Consider the following 22517-nt stretch of genomic DNA (forward strand, 5'->3'; position numbering starts at 1 on the left):
ACCGTAACCACCTGCATGCAGGACGTTTGTTCTGGATACCCGGAAGGCCGGTTAATCCGGGTGTTACCCACGACACGGTTACCCGTGCGTAGAACTCATCAGTAACCGATCAGCGCAGAAAAATGACCCGAATCCTTATGACACTCTTAGTACAGCCGATGCAGTCCGCCGCGCCGCTTGGTCGACATGAGTGGCCCGCCGACAACACACCGGTCAGCCGCTATTCGGGCTGCGATTCAAAGCGGAATCGACCCAGAGCCGGCTGGGGCCCGGCCCGCCGGGACTGTCAGCAGGCCGAACGAACCGATACGTGAAGACGCATACAGGGAGATATACAAGGTGACGATCCACGAGCACGACCGGGTGTCCGCTGACCGCGACGGGAATGGCCCGCACAACACCCATGCTCTGGTCGACCGTCTCGCGGCCGGTGAGCCGTACGCTGTCGCGTTCGGTGGGCAGGGCAGCGCCTGGCTCGAAACTCTGGAAGAGCTGGTGTCGTCGGCGGGCATCGAGACCGATATCGCCACGCTGGTCGGCGAAGCGGAGCTGCTGCTCGAGCCGGTGGCCAAGGAGCTGGTCGTGGTGCGTCCGATCGGCTTCGAGCCGCTGCAGTGGGTGCGCGCGCTGGCGGCCGAGGACCCGACGCCGGCGGACAAGCACCTGACGTCGGCCGCGGTGTCGATGCCCGGCGTGCTGCTCACCCAGATCGCGGCCGGGCGTGCCCTGGCGCGACAGGGCATGGACTGGACCGCGACCCCGCCGGTCGCCGTAGCCGGGCACTCGCAGGGCGTACTCGCCGTCGAGGCGTTCAAAGCCGAGGGGGCTCGCGACGTCGAGCTGCTGGCGCTGGCCCAGCTGATCGGCGCGGCCGGAACGCTGGTGGCCCGTCGCCGCGGCATCTCCGTGCTCGGCGACCGCCCGCCGATGGTGTCGGTCACCAACGCCGACCCGGAACGCATCGTCGCGCTGCTCGACGAGTTCTCCCAGGACGTTCGCACCGTGCTGCCCCCGGTGCTGTCCATCCGCAACGGCCGGCGCTCGGTCGTCATCACCGGCACGCCGGAGCAACTCTCCCGCTTCGAGCTGTACTGCCAGCAGATCTCCGAGAAGGAAGAAGCCGACCGCAAGAACAAGCTGCGCGGCGGCGACGTCTTCGCGCCGACGTTCGACCCGGTTCAGGTCGAGGTGGGCTTCCACACCCCACGGCTGGCCGACGGCATCGACATCGTCGGCGGCTGGGCCGAGAAGGTCGGCCTGGACGTCGAGCTGGCCCGGCGCCTGACCGACGCCATCCTGGTCAGCGGCGTCGACTGGGTGGAAGAGATCACCGCGGTGCACAACGCCGGCGCGCGCTGGATTCTCGACCTGGGTCCCGGCGACATCCTGACCCGACTCACCGCACCGGTGATCCGCGGCCTCGGCGTCGGCATCGTGCCCGCCGCCACCCGCGGCGGTCAGCGCAACCTGTTCACCGTCGGTGCCACCCCCGAGGTGGCACGGCCCTGGTCGAGCTACGCGCCGACCGTCGTGACGCTGCCCGACGGCCGCGTCAAGCTCTCGACGAAGTTCACCCGGCTGACCGGACGCTCGCCGATCCTGCTGGCCGGCATGACCCCGACCACGGTCGACGCCAAGATCGTCGCCGCCGCGGCCAACGCCGGACACTGGGCCGAGCTGGCCGGTGGCGGGCAGGTCACCGAGGAAATCTTCGCCGCGCGCATCGAGGAGCTGTCCGGGTTGCTCGACACGGGCCGCACCTACCAGTTCAACACCCTGTTCCTCGACCCGTACCTGTGGAAGCTGCAGGTCGGCGGTAAGCGCTTGGTGCAGAAGGCCCGTCAGGCCGGCGCCGCGATCGACGGCCTGGTGATCAGCGCCGGCATCCCGGACCTGGAGGAAGCCGTCGCACTGATCGACGAGCTCAACGACGTCGGCATCAGCCACGTCGTGTTCAAGCCCGGCACCATCGAGCAGATTCGCTCGGTCATCCGCATCGCGACCGAGGCGCCCACCAAATCGGTGATCGTGCACATCGAGGGCGGGCGCGCCGGCGGCCACCACTCGTGGGAAGACCTCGACGACCTGCTGCTGGCGACCTACTCGGAGCTGCGTTCGCGCTCCAACATCACCGTGTGCGTCGGCGGCGGCATCGGCACGCCCGAGCGGGCCGCCGAGTACCTGTCCGGTCGGTGGTCGCAGCCGTACGGTTTCCCGTCGATGCCGATCGACGGGATCCTGGTCGGCACCGCGGCGATGGCCACGCTGGAATCCACCACGTCGCCGTCGGTCAAGCAGCTGCTGGTCGAGACGACCGGCACCGACCAGTGGATCGGAGCCGGAAAAGCCCAGGGCGGCATGGCTTCCAGCCGTAGCCAGCTCGGCGCCGACATCCACGAGATCGACAACACCGCCTCGCGGTGCGGCCGGCTGCTCGACGAGGTCGCCGGTGACGCGGACGCCGTCGCGCAACGCCGCGACGAGATCATCGCCGCGATGGCCGGCACCGCCAAGCCGTACTTCGGCGATGTCCGGGAGATGACCTACCTGCAGTGGCTGCAGCGCTATGTCGAGCTCGCCATCGGTGAGGGCAACTCGACCGCCGACACCGCCACACCCGGCAGCCCATGGCTGGCCGACACCTGGCGCGACCGTTTCCAGCAGATGCTGCAGCGCGCCGAGGCCCGGTTGCACTCCCAGGACCACGGCCCAATCGAAACGCTGTTCAACGACGACGCACTGCTGGAGAACCCGCCGGCGGCGATCGAACAGCTGCTCGCGAGCTACCCCGACGCCGAAACCGTGGTGCTGCACCCGGCCGACGTGCCGTTCTTCGTCACGCTGTGCAAGACGCTGGGCAAGCCGGTCAACTTCGTGCCAGTCATCGACAAGGACGTGCGGCGCTGGTGGCGCAGCGACTCGCTGTGGCAGGCGCACGACGCCCGCTACGACGCCGACCAGGTGTGCATCATCCCCGGCACCGCCGCGGTCGCCGGCATCACCCGGGTCGACGAGCCCGTCGGCGAACTGCTCGACCGTTTCGAGCAGGCCGCCATCGACGACGTGCTGGCCGCCGGCGGCGAGGCGAAAGCCGTCCGCTCGCGCCGGCTGGGTCGCCCGGATGTGACCGGGCCGCTGGCAGTCGTGCTCGACGCTCCCGATGTGCTGTGGGCCGGGCGCACCGCCACCAACCCGGTTCACCGCATCGCCGATCCGGCCGACTGGCTGGTCCACGAACCTCAGCGCGCCACGCACTCGTCGACCGGGGCTCGCCTGCAGGTTCAGTCCGAGGAGCGCGTCGTTCTGAGCGTCCCGGTGTCCGGTGTCTGGATCGACATCCCATTCACGTTGCACGCCAACACCATCGACGGGGGTGCGCCGGTGGTCTCCACCGACGACGCCACCGCGGCGATGCGTGCCGTCCTGGCGATCGCCGCCGGTGTCGACGGGCCGGAATTCCTCCCGACGGTCACCGACGGGACCGCGACCGTAACGGTGGATTGGGACCCCGAGCGCGTCGCCGACCACACCGGGGTCACGGCCACCTTCGGCGAGCGCCTGGCACCCAGCCTCACCACCGTGCCCGACGCGCTGGTCGGCCTGTGCTGGCCCGCGGTCTTCGCCACGATCGGTTCCGCGGTCACCGAGGCCGGCGTGCCGGTCGTCGAGGGCCTGCTGAGCCTGGTCCACCTCGACCACGCCGCTCATGTGGTCGGCAAGCTGCCCGCGCAGCCGGCCCAATTGACCGTTACCGCAACGGCTTCGGCGGCGATCGACACCGACATGGGCCGAGTTGTCCCGGTTTCGGTGACGGTGGCCGCCCCCGACGGTACGACGATCGCGATCCTCGAGGAGCGATTCGCAATCCTCGGGCGCACCGGTCCGGCCGAACTCACCGATCCGTCCCGGGCCGGTGGTGCGGTGTCGAAGAACACTACCGATACCCCGCGCCGTCGCCGCCGCGACGTCACCATGACCGCGCCGGTCGACATGCGTCCGTTCGCGGTGGTGTCCGGTGACCACAACCCGATCCACACCGATCGAGCGGCCGCACTGCTGGCCGGCCTGGAATCGCCCATCGTGCACGGCATGTGGCTGTCGGCCGCCGCGCAACACACGGTGACCGCCACCGACGGCCAGGCCCGCCCGCCGGCCCGTCTGATCGGCTGGACCGCGCGCTTCCTGGGCATGGTGCGTCCGGGCGACGAAGTCGACTTCCGGGTCGATCGCGTCGGAATCGACCAGGGCGCAGAGGTTTTGGAGGTCACGGCCAAGGTCGGAACCGACCTGGTGATGTCGGCGACCGCGCGACTGGCCGCACCCAAGACCGTCTACGCTTTCCCCGGCCAGGGCATCCAGCACAAGGGCATGGGTATGGAAGTTCGCGCCCGGTCCAAGGCCGCGCGCAAGGTCTGGGACGACGCGGACAAGTTCACCCGCGACACCCTCGGCTTCTCGGTACTGCACGTGGTGCGCGACAACCCGACCAGCCTGATCGCCAGCGGCGTGCACTACCACCACCCCGACGGTGTGCTGTATCTGACGCAGTTCACCCAGGTCGCGATGGCGACCGTGGCGGCCGCCCAGGTCGCGGAGATGCGCGAGCAGGGCGCATTCGTCGAGGGCGCCATCGCCTGCGGTCACTCGGTCGGCGAATACACCGCGCTGGCCTGTGTGCTGGGCGTCTACGAGCTAGAAGCCTTGCTGGAGACCGTGTTCCACCGCGGGTCGAACATGCACGACATCGTGCCGCGCGACGAAATGGGCCGCTCCAACTACCGGTTGGCCGCGATCCGTCCCTCGCAGATCGACCTGCCCGACGACCAGGTCACCGACTTCGTCGCCGAAATCGCCGAGCGCACCGGGGAATTCCTGGAGATCGTGAACTTCAACCTGCGCGGCTCGCAGTATGCGATCGCCGGCACGGTCCGCGGTCTCGAGGCCCTCGAGGAAGCCGTGGAGAAGCGTCGCGAGATCAGCGGCGGCAAGCGGTCATTCATCTTGGTGCCGGGCATCGACGTGCCGTTCCACTCGCGGGTGCTGCGGGTAGGCGTTGCCGACTTCCGCCGCTCGCTGGAGCGGGTCATGCCCCGCGACCAGGACCCCGAGCTGGTCATCGGGCGCTACATCCCGAACCTGGTGCCGCGGCCGTTCACGCTGGATCGCGACTTCATCCAGGAGATCCGGGATCTGGTGCCGGCCGAACCGCTCGATGAGATCCTGGCCGACTACGACACCTGGCTGGCCGAGCGGCCGCGTGAGATGGCCCGCACGGTGTTCATCGAGCTGTTGGCGTGGCAGTTCGCCAGCCCGGTGCGCTGGATCGAAACTCAGGACCTGCTCTTCATCGAGGAGGCCGCCGGCGGCTTGGGTGTGGAGCGGTTCGTCGAGATCGGCGTGAAGTCCGCGCCGACTGTCGCCGGACTGGCCACCAACACCCTCAAGTTGCCCGAATATGCGCACAGCACAGTCGAAGTGCTCAACGCCGAGCGTGACGCCGCGGTGCTGTTCGCCAACGACACCGACCCCGAGCCGGAGGCCGAGGTTGAAGAAGCCGTTGATTCCGGCGCCGCCGCGTCCGACGGCGCGCCGCAGGTGGCGGCACCGGCAGCCGCGCCCACCGCGCCCTCGGGTGCTCCGCGACCGGACGACCTCACGTTCGACGCGGCCGACGCTACTTTGGCGCTGATCGCGCTGTCGGCGAAGATGCGCATCGACCAGATCGAGCAGCTGGACTCCATCGAGTCCATCACCGACGGTGCGTCATCGCGACGCAACCAGCTGCTGGTCGACCTCGGTTCGGAGTTGAACCTCGGGGCCATCGACGGTGCCGCCGAGGCCGACCTGGCCGGGCTGCGGTCGCAGGTCACCAAGCTGGCGCGTACCTACAAGCCTTACGGCCCAGTGCTTTCCGACGCGATCAACGACCAGCTGCGCACGGTTCTCGGCCCGTCCGGCAAGCGCCCGGCCGCGATCATCGAGCGGGTCACCAAGACCTGGGAGCTCGGCGAAGGCTGGGCCAAGCACGTCGTCGTCGAGGTCGCGCTGGGAACCCGCGAGGGCACCAGCGTCCGCGGCGGTGCCATGGGGCACCTGCACGAGGGTGCGCTGGCCGACGCTGCTGCTGTCGACAAGGTCATCGACGCCGCGGTCGCTTCGGTCGCCGCGCGCCAGGGTGTTTCGGTGTCGCTGCCCTCGGCGGGCGGTGGCGGCGGAGCGACGATCGACGCCGCCGCACTGTCGGAGTTCACCGACCAGATCACCGGTCGCGACGGCGTGCTCGCCTCGGCGGCCCGCCTGGTGCTGGGCCAGCTGGGTCTGGACGACACCGTCAGCGTATCGCCGGTGGCCACCGACGCCGAGCTGATCGACCTGGTCACCGCCGAATTGGGTTCGGAATGGCCACGTTTGGTGGCGCCGGCGTTCGAGGCCAAGAAGGCCGTCGTGTTCGACGACCGCTGGGCCAGCGCCCGCGAGGACCTGGTCAAGCTGTGGCTGACCGACGAGGGCGACATCGACGCCGATTGGGTGAACCTGTCGGAGCGGTTCGAGGGCGCCGGCCATGTCGTCGCCACCCAGGCGACGTGGTGGCAGGGCAAGGCCCTGGCGGCGGGCCGTGGAATCCACGCCTCACTGTTCGGCCGCATCGCCGCGGGTGCCGAGAACCCGGACCCCGGTCACTACAGCAGCGAGGTCGCGGTCGTCACCGGTGCGTCGAAGGGTTCGATCGCCGCGTCGGTCGTGGCGCGTCTGCTTGACGGCGGCGCCACCGTGATCGCGACGACGTCGAAGCTGGACGATGACCGGCTGGCGTTCTATCGCAACCTCTACCGCGACAACGCCCGCTTCGGAGCGACGCTGTGGGTGGTCGCGGCCAACATGGCCTCCTACTCCGACATCGACGCCCTGGTCGAATGGGTTGGAACCGAGCAGAGTGAAAGCCTTGGGCCGCAGTCGATTCACATCAAGGACGCCCAGACCCCGACGCTGCTGTTCCCGTTCGCGGCTCCACGGGTGGCCGGTGACCTGTCGGAGGCCGGCTCACGTTCCGAGATGGAGATGAAGGTGCTGCTGTGGGCCGTACAGCGGCTGATCGCCGGCCTGTCCAAGATCGGCGCCGAGCGCGACATCGCGTCACGCCTGCATGTCGTGCTGCCGGGCTCGCCCAACCGCGGAATGTTCGGTGGTGACGGCGCTTACGGCGAGGCCAAGTCCGCGCTGGACGCTCTGGTGAGCCGCTGGCACGCCGAATCCTCGTGGGCCGCGCGAGTCAGCTTGGCGCACGCGCTGATTGGCTGGACCCGCGGCACCGGGCTGATGGGTCACAACGACGCCATCGTCACCGCAGTCGAGGAGGCCGGTGTCACCACTTACTCCACCGACGAGATGGCCCGGATGCTGCTGGCGCTGTGCGATGTGGAGTCGAAGGTGGCCGCGGCCGGCAAGCCGATCGAGGCGGATCTGACCGGCGGTCTCGGCGACGTCGAAATCGATATGGCGGAGTTGGCCGCCAAGGCCCGCGAGGAGATGTCCTCGGAGGCAGTCGAAGACGACCAGCCGGCAGCGGGCACCATCGCCGCGCTGCCGTCCCCGCCGCGCGGGTTCACCCCGGCGCCGCCGCCGGAATGGGCCGACCTCGATCTCGACCCGGCCGACCTCGTGGTGATCGTCGGCGGCGCCGAACTCGGCCCGTACGGATCGTCGCGCACCCGCTTCGAGATGGAGGTCGACAACGAACTGTCGGCTGCGGGTGTCCTCGAGCTGGCCTGGACCACGGGGCTGATCCGCTGGGAGGACGACCCGCAACCGGGTTGGTATGACACGGCTTCCGGTGACCTGATCGACGAGGCCGACCTGGTCGAGCGCTACCACGACATCGTTGTCGAGCGCTGCGGCATCCGGGAGTTCGTCGACGACGGCTCGATCGACCCGGACCACGCGTCGCCGCTGCTGGTGTCGGTGTTCCTGGACAAGGACTTCGCGTTCGTCGTCTCGTCGGAGGCCGACGCCCGCGCGTTCGCGGAATTCGACCCCGAGCACACGGTGATCCGGCCGGTGCCCGAGTCGAGCGACTGGCAGGTTATCCGCAAGGCGGGCACCGAGATTCGGGTACCGCGCAAGAACAAGCTGTCGCGCGTCGTCGGCGGCCAGGTCCCGACCGGGTTCGACCCGACCGTGTGGGGCATCAGCGCGGACATGGCCAGTTCCATTGACCGCCTTGCGGTGTGGAACATCGTCGCGACCGTCGACGCGTTCCTGTCCGCCGGGTTCAGTCCCGCCGAAGTGATGCGCTACGTGCACCCCAGCCTGGTGGCCAACACCATGGGCACCGGCATGGGTGGCGGCAGCTCGATGCAGACGATGTACCACGGAAACCTGTTGGGCCGTAACAAGCCGAACGACATCTTCCAGGAAGTGCTGCCGAACATCGTTGCCGCCCACGTGGTTCAGTCCTACATCGGCAGCTACGGCTCGATGATTCACCCGGTCGCCGCGTGCGCGACGGCCGCGGTGTCGGTCGAGGAGGGCGTCGACAAGATCAAGCTGGGCAAGGCCGAGATGGTCGTGGCCGGCGGTATCGACGACCTGACGCTGGAAGGCATCATCGGCTTCGGAGACATGGCGGCCACCGCCAGCACCGAGATGATGCGCGACCGCGGCATCACGGACTCGAAGTTCTCGCGGCCCAACGACCGTCGGCGGCTCGGCTTCGTCGAGGCTCAGGGTGGCGGCACCATCCTGCTGGCGCGCGGTGACCTAGCGCTGAAGATGGGTCTGCCAGTGCTCGCGGTGGTGGGCTTCGCGCAGTCCTTCGGCGACGGCGTGCACACCTCCATCCCGGCCCCCGGCCTGGGTGCGCTGGGTGCGGGCCGCGGCGGCAAGGAGTCGCCGCTGGCACGAGAACTGGCCAAGTTGGGTGTCGGCGCCGACGACATCGCGGTGATCTCCAAACACGACACGTCGACGCTGGCCAACGATCCCAACGAGACCGAGCTGCACGAGCGGCTGGCCGACTCGCTGGGACGCTCGCAGGGTGCTCCGCTGTTCGTCGTGTCGCAGAAGAGCCTCACCGGGCACGCCAAGGGTGGCGCCGCCGTCTTCCAGATGATGGGGCTGTGCCAGATGCTGCGCGACGGCGTGATCCCGCCCAACCGCAGCCTGGACTGCGTCGACGACGAGTTGTCCGGGTCGGCGCACTTCGTCTGGGTGCGCGACACCTTGCGCCTCGGCGGGAAGTTCCCGCTCAAGGCCGGCATGCTGACCAGCCTCGGGTTCGGTCACGTGTCCGGGCTGGTCGCGCTGGTGCACCCACAGGCGTTCATCGCCACGCTGGACCCCAGCGAGCGCGAGGACTACCAGCGGCGCGCGGATGCACGCCTGCTGGCCGGTCAGCGCCGGTTGGTGTCGGCCATCGCCGGCGGCGAGCCGATGTATCAGCGGCCGCCGGACCGTCGTTTCGACCACAGCTCGCCGGAGAAGCGCCAGGAGGCTTCGATGCTGCTGAACCCGGTCGCGCGACTGGGCGATGACGAGGCCTATGAGGTGCCTGCCGGATGACTTTGGCGATCGGTTAACCTGGCCAGCCATGGGCATTGTCGGTGTGGGGATCGATCTCGTCTCCATTCCGGATTTCGCCGACCAGGTTGACCAACCGGGAACGGTGTTCTCCGAAACATTTACGCCGGGTGAGCGTCGCGACGCCTCCGACAAGAGTTCGTCGGCGGCGCGTCACCTGGCGGCACGATGGGCCGCGAAGGAGGCCGTGATCAAGGCGTGGTCCGGTTCGCGGTTCTCCCAGCGGCCGATCCTGCGCGAGGACATCCACCGCGACATCGAAGTCGTCACCGACATGTGGGGACGGCCGCGGGTGCGGTTGACCGGAGACATCGCCACGCATCTGGCCGACGTCACGATCCATGTGTCGCTGACTCACGAAGGGGATACCGCGGCCGCGGTCGCAATCCTCGAAACGCCCTGACTAGCCTCGAAATCATGAGCGATCTGGTTGCGCGCGTCCGTGCCGTCCTACCGTCGGTGCGCCGCGATCTCGAGGAGCTGGTGCGGATCGAATCGGTGTGGGCCGATCCGGGCCGCCGCGACGAGGTGCATCGCAGCGCACAGGCAGTGGCGGATCTGTTGTCTCAGGCCGGTTTTGGCGACGTGCGCATCGTCAGCGAGGGCGGCGCCCCGGCCGTCATCGCCCAGCATCCGGCACCCGCCGGCGCGCCCACCGTGCTGCTGTACGCCCACCACGACGTGCAGCCCGAAGGCGACCGCGACCAGTGGGCGTCGCCGCCGTTCGAGCCCACCGAGCGCGACGGACGCCTGTATGGGCGCGGCAGCGCCGACGACAAGGCCGGTATCGCAACGCATCTGGCCGCATTCCGGGCACACGGCGGCCAACCGCCGGTGGGCGTGACGGTCTTCGTCGAAGGTGAGGAGGAATCCGGCTCGCCGTCGTTGGGGCGCCTGCTCGCCGCGCACAAAGACGCGTTGGCCGCCGACGTGATCGTCATCGCCGACTCGGACAACTGGAGCACCGAAACCCCGGCGCTGACAGTCACGCTGCGCGGCCTGGTCGACTGCGTCGTCGAGGTCGCCACCCTCGACCACGGCCTGCACTCGGGTATTTGGGGCGGCGTGGTGCCCGACGCGCTGAGCGTGCTGGTCCGACTGCTGGCCAGCCTGCACGACGACGACGGAAACGTGGCCGTCGCCGGCTTGCACGAAAGCACCGCCGCAGCGGTGGATTACCCGCCCGAACGGGTGCGCGCCGACTCCGGTCTGCTGGACGGGGTGTCCGAGATCGGCTCGGGCTCGGCGCCGCAGCGGCTATGGGCCAAGCCCGCGATCACCGTGATCGGCATCGACACCACGCCGATCGAGAAGGCGTCGAACACGCTGATCCCGCGGGCGCGCGCCAAGATCAGCATGCGGGTAGCGCCCGGCGGCGACGCGGCCGCACACCTGGACGCATTGACGGCGCACCTGCAACAGCACACCCCGTGGGGCGCGCAGGTCAGCGTCACCCGCGGCGACATCGGTGAGCCCTACGCCATCGACGCCAGCGGCAGCGTGTACGACGCGGCGCGAGCAGCGTTCCGGCAGGCGTGGGGTGTCGACGCGATCGACATGGGCATGGGCGGCTCGATCCCGTTCATCGCCGAGTTCGCCGAGGCGTTCCCACAGGCGAAGATCCTGGTGACCGGGGTGGAAGATCCAGCGACGCAGGCCCATAGCATCAACGAGAGCCTGCACTTGGGTGTGCTGGAACGCGCGGCCATCGCCGAGGCCCTGCTGTTAGCGAAACTGGCTTAGCTCGACGCCACCGCTAGTCGTCGGCGATCCCCGGTGCGCTGAGCGCCGCGACCGTGTCTTCCCGCTGCAGCACCGAGCGGGCCGCGACCGCGAACTGGTTGAGCTTGTCGACGACGGTTTGCCCTTCCGGCTGGTGCCCCCAAATGCTGATGCCCTGGTGCGTGGTGGGGCTCCAGGTGGATTCGTCGACGACGATCGGGTTCCAGCCGACCTCCCACTCGAAGCCCGACGGCGTAAGGGCGTAGTAGGACAGCTCCTTGTCGTTGGTGTGCTGGCCCACCGACAGCGCGATGCCGAATCCCAGTTCCTTGACGCGTTGGTAGGAGGCGACCATGTCGTCGAGCGTTTCGACCTGGATGTTGACGTGCTGGATGCGGGTGCGAATCGGGTTGAGCGGCAGGGCGTTCACCGATGCGATCGCCACGGAATGGTGTCGTTCGTTGACCCGGAGGAATCGGATCTTGAACTTCATTCCGCTGATCGTTTCATCGATGTAGTCCGAAAGCCGCGCGTCGAACACGTGGTTGTAGTAACCACGGACCAGGTGCGGCTTCTTGGTCGTGAGGGCGACGTGGCCCATTCCACCTGCGCCGGTGACGAATCCGCTTCCCGGTATGTCCAGGGACAACGGCGCGGTGCGGGCGGCGGTGTAGATCTCTTGGGTGAGCCCATGCGGGCCGGGGAACCGCAGGAAGCGCTCGACACCACGCAGCTTCGCCTCCTCGTCGGTGCCCGCGACGGAGGGCACCCCGTGGTCGGCGACACGGCGGTTGATCTCGTCGAACGTCGCATGGCCGTCGAGTTGCCAGCCCAGCGCGACCACGTCCTCGGCCGGCCCGCGCCGGAGCAGCACGCGACATTCGTTGTCGTCGAGGCGGAATCGAACCGTGTCGGGGGCCAGCTCGTCGAGATGCATGCCGATCGCGTCGCGGCCGAAGCGTTTCCAGTCGCTGATCTTGTTTGTTTCGATCACGACATAACCCAGATGCACGTTGCCGAACACCGAAGGTGATTGTGTGGCAGACATATTGAGCCTTAGCCCTTCAGAAAAGCGGTGGTGACCGCGTTGAACAGGTCGGCGCGCTCCCACTGCACCCAGTGGCCGGTGCGGGCGGTGAGCAGGACGTCGGCGTTGGGCATCCGGTCTGCCAGCATCGCGGCACCGCTGGGTTTGTTGACCTTGTCGTCACGCCCCCAGACGATCAGCGTCGGTGTCGAGAGGCTGCCGAGTCTGCGGTCGCGGGTGAAGTCCATGCGCCACAGGGTGCGTAAACCGGACGGGCGTTGCAGGGGAGGGTTGGCAACGACCTCAGGATCGATCGACGCCTGGTAGCGGGACTCAATCAGCGCATCGGGCACCGCGTCCGCGTCATACACCAGGTAAGAGCGGATGAACGTGCGCAGCTTCTGACGGCTCGGTCCGTCGCCGCCGTAATACGCCAGCAGACTTCGCAACCCCTCGCTGGGCAGTCCGCGGGTGGTTCCGACGCCACCCGGACCCATCAGCACGAGCTTGTCGACGCGGTCCGGAGTGTCCAGCGCCAGCCGCAGCGCGCACGAACCACCGTAGGAATTGCCGACCAGATGCGCGCGCTTGATGCCGAGCTCGTCGAGCATGCCGCGGATGTGAACGGCTAGGTATCCGAACGGGTCTCGCCGGTCGACGCCCTTGCTGGAGCGGCCGTAACCCGGCATGTCCGGAACGATGACCCGGAAGTTCTCGGCGAGCGGCTCGATGTTGCGTGCGTAGTTCGATACGCCCGACGCGCCCGGGCCGCCGCCGTGCAGCAGCACGACGGCAGGGCCGGTGCCGCACTCGGCGACGAAGATCTCTTTGCCGTTGACGCGTACGGTGTGTTCGGTGATGGTGCCGATACTCATTGTGTTCCTTAAGGTTTGAAGCCGGCTGGCGGCGGGGGCAGAGGTTGGCGGTCACTGGCGCCCGCGTAGACGAAACCGTCGGGCCGAACGGCTACCACCGAGGCGCCCTTCTTGCCGAGCCAGGCGATCAGCGACCCGTCATTGTCGACGACGCAGTCCGCGCGAGGAACGCTTCCGGGCGGGGCGAGCTGCAGGACGGGTACGCCCGCCGCCCGCCAGTGCGGCCATTGGGCCGCGCGCCCGGTGTGCAGTACGGTCCAACGGCCGCCGAGCATGTCATCGAGGCGCACGTTGTCGCCCTTTTCATCGAGGACGCAAGGTTGCGGAATGAGCCAGCCGACCGCCCCGTTTCCGTTGCGCGCCAACAAGCCGTCGTGATAGCGCGCGTCGGGCAGCCAGCGGTGATCGCGCAACCAGGTGGTGAAATACGGCACCCTGCTGGCGGTGCGGAACAAGTGGTTGCGCATCGCCGCGCGGAACCGATTGCGCTGGATAATGAGGTTGCCGGTCTTGACCGCGCGGTTGGTCACCTCTTTGACATGCGGTAGCCGCTCGGCCTGGTAGGTGTCGAGAACGGACTCCGGCAGCGACCCGCGCAGCACCGCCCCCAGTTTCCAGCACAGGTTCGCCACATCGCGCACGCCCGCGCACATACCCTGGCCGATCCACGGGGGCATCGCGTGCGCGGCGTCTCCGGCCAGAAAGATCCGGCCCGCCCGCCACCGGTCGGCGAAGCGGACATGGTGGCTGTAGCAGGCGAAGCCGAGGATCTGGACGTTCTCCGGCGATATTTCCTGGCGGTCCAACACTTTCCAGATCGCCTCCTCATGCAGCAGGTCTTTTTCGTCCTCCTCGTCACGCACCGGGAACTCCCAGCGGTGGTGTCCCAGCGGGGTGGGGCAGTCGACGGTCGGCCGCTCGGGGTTGCAGTGGAACCGAAGCCGGTCGTGGCCGGGCCATTCCCGGAGCACTTTGGTGTCGATGACGATCCAGCGCTCGGCGTAGGTTCGACCGCTGAACCCGACACCCAGCTGGGCGCGGGTGGCGCTGGACCCGCCGTCGGCGGCGATCACGTAGGAGGCCCGGATGCGGCGGAACTCGTCAACCGAAAGGTCGGCCAACATCAATTCGACACCGTCTTCCTGCGGGATGAGGCGCAGGCATTCGTGGTTGAGCAGGACGGACACGTTGGGGAAGCGGTCGACCCCTTCGCGCAGCACCTTCTCCAGCGCGGGTTGATAGATGAACTGCTGCGGCGGGTGGCCGTTGCCCCGCGAGACGGGCAGCAGCCTGACGAACGGCACACCGTTGGCGTCGACGAACGCCGCCCCGGAGCCGGGTTGCATGTCGGCGTTGAGGCGATCGGCGAGCCCGACCTGTTGCCAGATGCGGACGACTTCCTCGTCGGTCGAGATGGCTCGAGCACGGGCATAGATGTCGGGGTCGCGTTCCACCACCACGACATTGAGACCAAGTTGGCCTAACAGGTTCGCCGCGGTGCAGCCCACCGGTCCGTAGCCGACGATCGCCACGTCGTAGGTTTTCTGGTCCTTCATGTCGACCTCTTCGCCGATTGTTAATGTAGCGATCCATACAGTAAGCTTTTGTAGCGTGACCGTCAACACCCCCCAAGGAGGCACCGTGACGCAAGGCCCCGGCGCAACCGAGCCGCGCGCCCGCAGACGCACCCGCAGCAACGGGGAGCAGTCGCGCGAGCGCATCCTCGATGCGGCGACCGAGGTCGCCACCGAACGCGGCTACGAAGGCACGACGATCTCTCTGGTCAGCAAGAAAAGCGGCCTCCCCCCGACGTCCATCTACTGGCACTTCGCCGACAAGGACGACCTGATAGCCGCGGTCATCGAGCGAAGTTTCGGCCGATGGCTCGCCGCGCTGGACCTCCCGGGCGGCGCCATGGTCCGGGCGCGGGTGGTCGAACTCGGGACGCAGGTGGCCAAGGCGCTGTTGGATGCGCCCGACTTCATCCGCCTGGGACTGATGCTCGCGCTGGAGCGGCGCCCGATCGAGCCGCGCGCCCGCGCGATGTTTCTCGAAGTGCGCGACCGGGCGTTTGCCCGGTTCGAGACGATGGTGCGCGACGTCGCGCCCGAACTCGACGAGGAGAGCGTGCGACTGCTGACCACTTACGCGATCGCCGGTGCCGACGGGCTGTTTATCGCCAAGGAGATCGGTGGCGACTCGGTGGATCTGCTCAAGCTGTTCGAACTGCACGCCCGCCTGGTCTTCGAGTCGGCGACTCAGCTGTTGGGATCTGGGGACCTTAGATGACCGATGTGATCGCTGCCGACCCGCAGCTGGACGAAGCGGCTCAGCGGTTGTACGCCGCACAGTTGAGCGGCGACCCAATCGCGCCGCTGACCGAGTCGTACCCCAATTTCGATGTGGCTCAGGCCTATTCTGTCCAGCGGCGTAATCTGGCCCGCCACGTCGGCGCGGGTGCGCGGCTGCGCGGCCACAAGATCGGGTTGACCTCGGCGGCAATGCAAACCCTGCTGGGTGTCAACGAGCCTGACTTCGGCTACGTCCTGGACACGATGATGCTGGCCGATGGGACGACGGTGCCCAGAGGTGATTTCTGCGCGCCGCGGGTGGAGCCCGAGGTGGCGTTTCTGCTGCGGGCGCCGCTGCGCGGTCCGGGGGTGACGGTCGAGGAGGTGATGGCGGCCACCGAGGCAGTGGCCGCGGCGCTGGAGATCGTGGACAGCCGCATCGCCGACTGGCGGATCACCCTGGCGGACACCGTCGCCGACAACGCCAGCTCCGGCGCGGTGGTGCTGGGCGGGTGGGTGCCGATCGCGGACGCACCGTCGCTGCCCGATACCACCGCGGCGCTCTACCTCAACGATGCGCTCGTCGAAACGGGGCGGGGTACCGCCGTGCAAGGCGATCCGGCCGCCGCCGTCGCGTGGCTGGCCAACGCCCTGGCCATGTACGGAACCGCGATCGAGGCGGGGCAATTCGTGATGTCCGGTTCCTACACCACGGCCGCGTTCGTGCACGCCGGCGACCGGTCTTCGGCGACGATCACCGGCCTGGGCACTGTCGGCGTGACGTTTGAGTAGATGGAGAAATGTATGACCGGTCAACGATTTCCCGTGGCGATCATCGGGTCGGGCAACATCGGCACTGACCTCATGCTCAAGATCATGCGCGGCGGCGGCCCGCTGGAAATGGCCGCGATGATCGGCATCGACCCGGCCTCGGACGGGCTGGCCCGCGCGAAAAGCCTTGGCGTGCCGACATCCGCGGCGGGCGTTGACGGGTTGCTCGCCCTCCCCGGCTTCGACCAGATTCGGTTGGTGTTCGACGCCACCTCTGCCGAGGCTCACCTGAGGCACTGGGAGGTGTTGCGCCACAACGGTGTACGCGTGCTCGACCTCACCCCGGCGGCCGTCGGCCCGTTCTGTGTCCCGGTGGTCAATCTCGAAGACCACATCGACGCGCCGAACCTCAACATGGTGACGTGCGGTGGGCAGGCGACCGTGCCGATCGTGGCCGCGGTGAACCAGGTGGCGCCGGTGTCCTACGCCGAGATCGTGTCGTCGATCTCGTCACGGTCGGCCGGGCCCGGTACCCGCGCGAACATCGATGAGTTCACCGAGACCACCGCCACCGCATTGAAGGTGGTCGGCGGGGCGCAGCGGGGCAAAGCGGTGATTGTCCTCAACCCGGCCGATCCGCCAATCCTGATGCGCAATACGGTGTATTGCCTGGTCGAGGGTGATTGCGACCATGTCGCCATCGAGGCGTCCATCGCCGCGATGATCGAGCGGGTCCAGCGCTACGTGCCTGGATATCGGCTCAAGCAGCCGGTGCAGTTCGAGACCTTCGGCCCGGACATCCCGCTCTACATTCCCGAGACCGGAAAGTTCATCGGCACCAGGATCACCAGCCTCCTGCAGGTGACCGGTGCCGCCGACTACCTGCCCGCCTACGCCGGAAACCTCGACATCATGACCTCCGCGGCGCTGGCCACCGCGAAAAGCATTGCGGCACATTCCATGACGAAGGTGGGTGTCTGACCATAAGTACGACCGAGCAGCTCTACATCAGCGACGTCACCTTGCGCGACGGGATGCACGCGGTGCGACACCAGTACACGCTGCGACAGGCCGCCGACATCGCGGTGGCGCTGGACGCCGCCGGGGTGGACTCGATCGAGGTCGCCCATGGTGACGGGCTGGGCGGGTCCAGCTGTGTCTACGGGTTCGGCGCGCACACGGATCTGGAGTGGATCGAGGCGGTCGCCGCCGTGGTGCACCGCGCCAAGATCGCGACGCTGGTACTGCCGGGAGTCGGCACGGTCCGGGACCTCGCCGTGGCGCACCGCGCCGGTGCCCGCGTGGTCCGGGTCGCCACCCACTGCACCGAGGCCGACATCTCCGCGCACCACATCTCGGCCGCCCGCAACATGGGTATGGACACTGTCGGTTTCTTGATGATGAGCCATCTGAGCGCTCCGCAGGCCCTGGCCGAGCAGGCCGCGTTGATGGAGGGCTACGGCGCCGGCTGCGTATACGTCGTCGACTCCGGCGGCGCCATGACCATGCGCGACGTCGCCGAGCGCGTCGACGCGGTGCGCCAAAAGCTCCGCGCGGAAACCGAAGTCGGTATTCACGCCCACCACAACCTGTCGCTGGGGGTGGCGAATTCGATGGTGGCCGTCGAACATGGGTGTCGCCGGGTCGACGCGTCACTGGCCGGCATGGGCGCCGGTGCGGGCAACGCGCCGCTGGAGGTTTTCATCGCGGCCGCGACCCGCATGAATTGGCAGCACGGCTGCGATCTCAACGCCCTCGAGGACGCCGCCGACGACCTGGTTCGCCCGCTTCAGCAGCGCCCGGTGCGCGTCGATCGCGAGACGCTCACCCTGGGTTACGCCGGTGTGTACTCCAGCTTCCTGCGTCATGCGGAGGCCGCGGCGCAGCGGTTCGGTGTGGACGCACGCACGCTGCTCGTCGAGGCCGGGCGTCGCGGCATGGTCGGTGGCCAGGAGGACATGCTGGTCGACATCGCCCTGGATCTGTCGGGCGCGACGACGCACTGACCGTTGGCCGCAACAACTTTCGGCACCCTCACGCATCGTCGAGTATCGGAAAGAGCAGTTCCCGAGCCAGCAGCTGCAGGGCCGCCGCGAGCGGGATCGCAACCAGCGCTCCCACGACGCCCAACCACGCGGCGCCCAGGAGCACGGCGACCACGGTGACACCGGCCGGCACGCGCACGGCGCGGCCGATGATCTTGGGGGTCAACAGGTAATCCTCACCAAGCCGGAAGCCCATGTAGAAGGCAACCGTCGCGATCGCGACCGGGATGGAGACGCTGAGTGCCACCGCGGTGACGATGAATCCGCCGACCGTTGAGCCGTAGGGGAAGAGGTCCAAGATGGCCACGACCACGCCCAGCAGGACCGCGTAGGGGACATCGAGCAGCAGGCACCACACGAACGTCGCGAACCCCGCGATGATCGAAGTCAGCACGTTCCCGAAGAGATACGCGCCGAACTTGGCCACCACCGCGTCACCGATCAGGATCGCGCGGGGGCGCCGGGAGTTGGGCATGAGCCGGTAGAAGCCGGTGCGGATGCGACGCATATCGGCGAGGAAGTAGACGGTGAGCATGGCCACGATGCCGATATGGGACACGACACCGAACACCTGCGACCCGGTGTGCACGATGCCCGCGACGGTGAAGCGGCCGGATCCGTTGGCCAGCTCGGTGATTCGCTGCTGCAGGTGGACGTGCTCGTCGATCCGGCCGATCAGCGACGAGCGGTCGTGGGCATGCTGCAGGTAATGGGGCAATTGCTCGGCGAGCTGGCGTGCTTCCTGCACGAGCGGGGGAATAGTGGCGGCCAAGGTCCCGGCAATCAGGGCGAACACCAGGGTCACCACGACGGTCACCGCCGCCCAGCGCGGCACCTTACGGTTGACCAGCCACGACACGGCGGTCTCGAGCCCGAGCGCGAAAAACATCGCGACGCCGATCAATACCAGCACCGAGGACATCGCGCCGAGGACGCGGACCGCGCCGTAGGTCACGGCCACGCCGGCCGATGCGGTCAATCCGACGACGAACGGGGAGCGCCGGTCGAATCGTTCGCCGCGCTGGCCGAATTGGTGCTCGTGGGAACGCAATCGCTCGGCGCGCTGTTCGGCGTCGGCGATCGGTCCCTCGTCGTCGCCGTGCGGCTGTCCGACTAGCGGGTGATGACCTCGATCGTGGTTTTGCTCTGCGTTGTCACCACCACGTGCACCCCGCTGGCGCGGATCGGTCCCGCGTCCATGATCACCGCTCATGTCGCGGGAGTCTGTAGCCCTGGCCGGTGATTCACAAGGGGACTTGTGCCCTAGGTCGGGCATTTCGCGCCAAGCGCACGCGTATAGACGTCACCCGCTTGGGCGCTGAGACACGATGTTGTTGTTACCCGTCTTGTTGATCGTTGGCGACCCGGAGCGGTAAGTGATCGCGTTGTCGTCGCCGAAAGCACTGATGATGTCGGCGCTGTCGACGGTGACGTGATTCGCGCTTCCGGAGACGTCAAGCCTGCGACAGTGGCCGGTGACGGTGTAGGTGTTGTTGTCACCTTCTAGCCTGAGGTTTCCGCCGTTGCAGTCGATCGTGTCCTTAGCCCCGCCATTGATCATCGTGAGATTTCCGTGCACGGTGGTGCCGGAGTAATGGCTGACGAGGGCCGCGATCGCGAACACAGCCGCGAACGCACCCACCAATACCACCCGACCACGCGGGGTGTTCGCCAGCCTCGCGACGTCCCCGAACGACCGCCCGACTACCCGGCCGCCGTTTGACGTTCCGGACGAATGGGGAGCGCCCGACGACTGCCCGGTGCCGCGTTCCAGGTTGCGTATGTATTCCTCTGGGTCTTGCTTCTCCGGGTCCTCTTCCGGGGCCATGGCTCAATAATCCGCTCTGCGATTCGGTTTTGGTGCAGTCGCGCCGAGGTAGCGATATTTCACGGCCAGGGGAAGCCGGGTGCCGGCGGTGGTACGTCGGCCGGGTTGGCCTCCTCGAAGTGATACACCGGGCCGGACGGGCCGTTGGTCACGGTGACGGCGAACCAGTGGCAGACACTCAAATCGAATCCTGGCGGTATCGCAACGGTGTATCCCCATTTCTGGCCGGGGCAGTAATGCCAATAGGACGGCCCAGCCTGGGCAGGTGCGGCCAGGCCCAGACCGGCCACGGCTACGCCGCCAGATATCAGCGCGCCCGCGACAATCCGACCGAAAACGCGAGGTGTATTCATCGATAGTCCTTTTGATACCGATTGCGCCGCACGTCACGGCGAGCCATTACCAAAATTCTGGCGATCTCGGGCGGCTACCGATCCCAATTGAAATCCAGAATGGCTTTGTAGACGGACGGTCTCGTCGCATACTGCTTCTACAGGCAGCCACTCATCCGCAGGAGAGGCCACGGTGACTACGGAAGACACCCTGACCGGCACGGCAGCTACGGCCGGCAAGCCCCACCGTTACCACTTTGATCGCCACACCCCGGAGTACCGCGAGCGGTTCACCGCGATCACCGAGGAGATGCACGCCACCTGCCCGGTGGCGTGGACCGACACCTATGACGGGCATTGGGTGGCGGCGGGCAGCCGGGAAGTCTTCGAGCTCGCGCGCTGCCCGCACGTGTCCAACGACCACGACGTCACCGGCGAAGGCACCGGCTATAAGGGCATCACAATCCCCACGGTGTCGCAGGGGACCGGCGTCCGCGGCGGCATGCTCGAGATGGACGAACCCGAACACTCCCGCTACCGCAGCATCCTCAACCCCTACCTGTCGCCGGCGGCCGTTAAGCGCTGGAAGCCGTTTGTCGACGAGATCGTGCGGGCGAGCATCGACGAGAAAATCGAAGGGGGGCGGATCGACTTCGTCGACGATCTTGCGAACATCACACCTGCGGTCCTGACGCTGGCGATGATGGGCGTTCCCCTGAAGAAATGGCAGCTCTACTGCGAGCCGGCCCACGCCGGTGTCTACACCCCCGCCGACTCTCCGGACTACCCAAGGGTTTTGGAGCAGACGATGGCGATGGGCATGGACTTGTTCAACCACCTCCTCGAGATCCGCGAGAACCCGCGCCCCGGCCTGGTGGATGCGTTGGCAAGGCTTCAGATCGACGGCGAACCCGCCCCCGACAGCGAACTGCTCGGAATGCTCGGTTTGATCATCGGCGGAGGCTTCGACACCACGACCGCGCTGACCGCGCACGCACTCGAATGGCTAGGCGAAAATCCCGAACAGCGCGAACTGCTCCGGGAGGAATCGGAAACGCTGCTCGACTCGGCGACCGAGGAGTTCCTGCGGTACTTCACGCCCGCGCCGGGGGACGGTCGCACGATCGCCGCCGATCTGGAAATAGCCGGCACACGTTTCAAGGAGGGCGATCGCCTGTGGTTGTCCTGGGCGATGGCCAATCGCGACCCCGCGGTGTTTTCGGATCCGAATCGTTTGGACCTCGGCCGTAAGAACAACCGGCACTTCAGCTTCGGCCTCGGCATCCACCGCTGCATCGGCTCCAACGTCGCGCGCGTCGTGTTCAAATCGATGCTCACGGCGGTGCTCGACCGGATGCCCGACTACCGCTGCGACCCCGAGGGCACCGTGCACTATCCGACCATCGGCGTGATTCAGGGCATGCAGCATCTGCCGGCCACCTTCACCCCCGGAAAGCGGCTGGGGCCGGGGCTCGACGAGACGCTGGAGAGACTGCAGCGGGTCTGCGACGAACAGGGATGCGCGCGGCCCATCACCGAGCACCCGGCAGCAGCCGTCATCGGCGACTGACTACACGGACAGGTCGCGACGCAGCTTGGCGACGTGGCCGGTGGCCTTGACGTTGTACTGGGCGATCGCGATCTTGCCCTTTTCGTCCACGACGAACGTCGAGCGGATGACTCCGGTGACGGTTTTGCCGTACATCTGCTTCTCGCCGTAGGCGCCATAGGCCGTCAGTACCTTGCGTTCCGGATCGGACAGCAGTGGGAACGTCAGCCCCTCGGCGTCGCGGAACTTGGCCAGCTTCTCCGGCTTGTCGGGGGAGATCCCGACGACGTCGAGGCCGGCCCCGTTGAGCTCGGCGAGGCTGTCGCGGAAGTCGCAGGCCTGCTTGGTGCACCCCGGCGTCGACGCGGCCGGGTAGAAGTACACGACGACCCGGCGGCCCTTGTAGTCGGCCAGCGATACCTTCTTGCCGTCGGCGTCGGGAAGGCTGAAGGCGGGCGCTTTGTCGCCCGGCGCCAGCCGCGTGGTCTCGGTCAACGTGGG

At 67.6% G+C, this 22517-nt stretch carries 15 protein-coding genes; 8 read left to right on the forward strand and 7 right to left on the reverse strand.

Features of this window, described 5'->3' with window-relative positions; all coding sequences use genetic code 11:
- The first annotated feature begins 339 nt into the window (after positions 1 to 339).
- From AAHS21_RS23210 to AAHS21_RS23220, 3 genes are read left to right on the forward strand one after another with little or no spacing between them, the layout of a single operon-like run.
- Positions 340 to 9558, forward strand: coding sequence for a fatty acid synthase subunit beta domain-containing protein (locus tag AAHS21_RS23210; protein ID WP_342929899.1), 9219 nt, complete (start codon positions 340 to 342; stop codon positions 9556 to 9558).
- 28 nt (positions 9559 to 9586) lie between these two features.
- Positions 9587 to 9979, forward strand: a complete 393-nt coding sequence (locus AAHS21_RS23215; RefSeq protein WP_342929900.1) for a holo-ACP synthase — start codon at positions 9587 to 9589, stop codon at positions 9977 to 9979.
- A gap of 14 nt (positions 9980 to 9993) precedes the next feature.
- Positions 9994 to 11319: a dipeptidase gene (locus tag AAHS21_RS23220; RefSeq protein ID WP_342929901.1), complete on the forward strand. Its 1326-nt coding sequence runs from the start codon at positions 9994 to 9996 to the stop codon at positions 11317 to 11319.
- A 13-nt stretch (positions 11320 to 11332) separates the two neighbouring features.
- Here the strand turns inward: AAHS21_RS23220 and AAHS21_RS23225 are convergent, their stop codons facing one another.
- Genes AAHS21_RS23225 through AAHS21_RS23235 form a run of 3 tightly spaced genes read right to left on the reverse strand, consistent with a single transcriptional unit; the run spans position 11333 to position 14756 of the window.
- Entirely contained in the window at positions 11333 to 12346 is a 1014-nt protein-coding gene (locus AAHS21_RS23225; RefSeq protein WP_342929902.1) for a VOC family protein, read from the reverse strand.
- 8 nt (positions 12347 to 12354) lie between these two features.
- Positions 12355 to 13200, reverse strand: coding sequence for an alpha/beta fold hydrolase (locus AAHS21_RS23230; protein WP_342929903.1), 846 nt, complete (start codon positions 13198 to 13200; stop codon positions 12355 to 12357).
- Positions 13201 to 13208: 8 nt separating this feature from the next.
- Entirely contained in the window at positions 13209 to 14756 is a 1548-nt protein-coding gene (locus tag AAHS21_RS23235; protein WP_342929904.1) for a bifunctional 3-(3-hydroxy-phenyl)propionate/3-hydroxycinnamic acid hydroxylase, read from the reverse strand.
- An 85-nt stretch (positions 14757 to 14841) separates the two neighbouring features.
- On the opposite strand from AAHS21_RS23235, the gene AAHS21_RS23240 reads away from it, so the two are divergent.
- Genes AAHS21_RS23240 through dmpG form a run of 4 tightly spaced genes read left to right on the forward strand, consistent with a single transcriptional unit; the run spans position 14842 to position 18268 of the window.
- Positions 14842 to 15489, forward strand: coding sequence for a TetR/AcrR family transcriptional regulator (locus tag AAHS21_RS23240; RefSeq protein ID WP_342929905.1), 648 nt, complete (start codon positions 14842 to 14844; stop codon positions 15487 to 15489).
- A complete protein-coding gene (locus AAHS21_RS23245; RefSeq protein WP_342929906.1) occupies positions 15486 to 16283 on the forward strand; it encodes a fumarylacetoacetate hydrolase family protein in 798 nt (265 codons plus the stop codon). Before AAHS21_RS23240 ends, AAHS21_RS23245 begins: the two co-directional genes overlap by 4 nt.
- A gap of 12 nt (positions 16284 to 16295) precedes the next feature.
- On the forward strand, positions 16296 to 17243 hold the full coding sequence (locus AAHS21_RS23250; protein WP_342929907.1) for an acetaldehyde dehydrogenase (acetylating): 948 nt from the start codon (positions 16296 to 16298) through the stop codon (positions 17241 to 17243).
- A 2-nt stretch (positions 17244 to 17245) separates the two neighbouring features.
- Positions 17246 to 18268, forward strand: coding sequence for a 4-hydroxy-2-oxovalerate aldolase (gene dmpG / locus AAHS21_RS23255; RefSeq protein ID WP_342929949.1), 1023 nt, complete (start codon positions 17246 to 17248; stop codon positions 18266 to 18268).
- Between the two features lie 28 nt (positions 18269 to 18296).
- Here the strand turns inward: dmpG and AAHS21_RS23260 are convergent, their stop codons facing one another.
- From AAHS21_RS23260 to AAHS21_RS23270, 3 genes are all read right to left on the reverse strand, one after another.
- Positions 18297 to 19520 (reverse strand): AI-2E family transporter, encoded by a 1224-nt coding sequence (locus tag AAHS21_RS23260; protein ID WP_342929908.1) that lies wholly within the window; start codon positions 19518 to 19520, stop codon positions 18297 to 18299.
- Positions 19521 to 19610: 90 nt separating this feature from the next.
- The gene (locus tag AAHS21_RS23265) at positions 19611 to 20135 is read right to left on the reverse strand and encodes a DUF3060 domain-containing protein (protein ID WP_342929909.1); all 525 of its coding nucleotides are present in this window, start codon (positions 20133 to 20135) and stop codon (positions 19611 to 19613) included.
- 59 nt (positions 20136 to 20194) lie between these two features.
- Positions 20195 to 20488, reverse strand: a complete 294-nt coding sequence (locus AAHS21_RS23270) for a hypothetical protein (RefSeq protein WP_342929910.1) — start codon at positions 20486 to 20488, stop codon at positions 20195 to 20197.
- 172 nt (positions 20489 to 20660) lie between these two features.
- Here AAHS21_RS23270 and AAHS21_RS23275 point away from each other — a divergent pair, with 172 nt between their 5' ends.
- Positions 20661 to 22037 (forward strand): cytochrome P450, encoded by a 1377-nt coding sequence (locus AAHS21_RS23275; protein WP_342929911.1) that lies wholly within the window; start codon positions 20661 to 20663, stop codon positions 22035 to 22037.
- Here the strand turns inward: AAHS21_RS23275 and bcp are convergent, their stop codons facing one another.
- A complete protein-coding gene (bcp, locus tag AAHS21_RS23280; RefSeq protein ID WP_342929912.1) occupies positions 22038 to 22511 on the reverse strand; it encodes a thioredoxin-dependent thiol peroxidase in 474 nt (157 codons plus the stop codon). It abuts the gene before it with no gap.
- Positions 22512 to 22517: the final 6 nt, after the last annotated feature.

Source organism: Mycobacterium sp. 050272, from assembly GCF_039023525.1.
GTDB lineage: Bacteria > Actinomycetota > Actinomycetes > Mycobacteriales > Mycobacteriaceae > Mycobacterium.

What these genes read in the sequence shown, in the direction of transcription:
- AAHS21_RS23215 (WP_342929900.1), top strand. Translation starts at nt 9,587, where the DNA reads ATGGGCATTGTCGGTGTGGGGATCGATCTCGTCTCCATTCCGGATTTC.
- AAHS21_RS23220 (WP_342929901.1), top strand. Translation starts at nt 9,994, where the DNA reads ATGAGCGATCTGGTTGCGCGCGTCCGTGCCGTCCTACCGTCGGTGCGC.
- AAHS21_RS23225 (WP_342929902.1), bottom strand. Translation starts at nt 12,346, where the DNA reads ATGTCTGCCACACAATCACCTTCGGTGTTCGGCAACGTGCATCTGGGT.
- AAHS21_RS23230 (WP_342929903.1), bottom strand. Translation starts at nt 13,200, where the DNA reads ATGAGTATCGGCACCATCACCGAACACACCGTACGCGTCAACGGCAAA.
- AAHS21_RS23235 (WP_342929904.1), bottom strand. Translation starts at nt 14,756, where the DNA reads ATGAAGGACCAGAAAACCTACGACGTGGCGATCGTCGGCTACGGACCG.
- AAHS21_RS23245 (WP_342929906.1), top strand. Translation starts at nt 15,486, where the DNA reads ATGACCGATGTGATCGCTGCCGACCCGCAGCTGGACGAAGCGGCTCAG.
- AAHS21_RS23250 (WP_342929907.1), top strand. Translation starts at nt 16,296, where the DNA reads ATGACCGGTCAACGATTTCCCGTGGCGATCATCGGGTCGGGCAACATC.
- AAHS21_RS23260 (WP_342929908.1), bottom strand. Translation starts at nt 19,520, where the DNA reads ATGAGCGGTGATCATGGACGCGGGACCGATCCGCGCCAGCGGGGTGCA.
- AAHS21_RS23265 (WP_342929909.1), bottom strand. Translation starts at nt 20,135, where the DNA reads ATGGCCCCGGAAGAGGACCCGGAGAAGCAAGACCCAGAGGAATACATA.
- AAHS21_RS23270 (WP_342929910.1), bottom strand. Translation starts at nt 20,488, where the DNA reads ATGAATACACCTCGCGTTTTCGGTCGGATTGTCGCGGGCGCGCTGATA.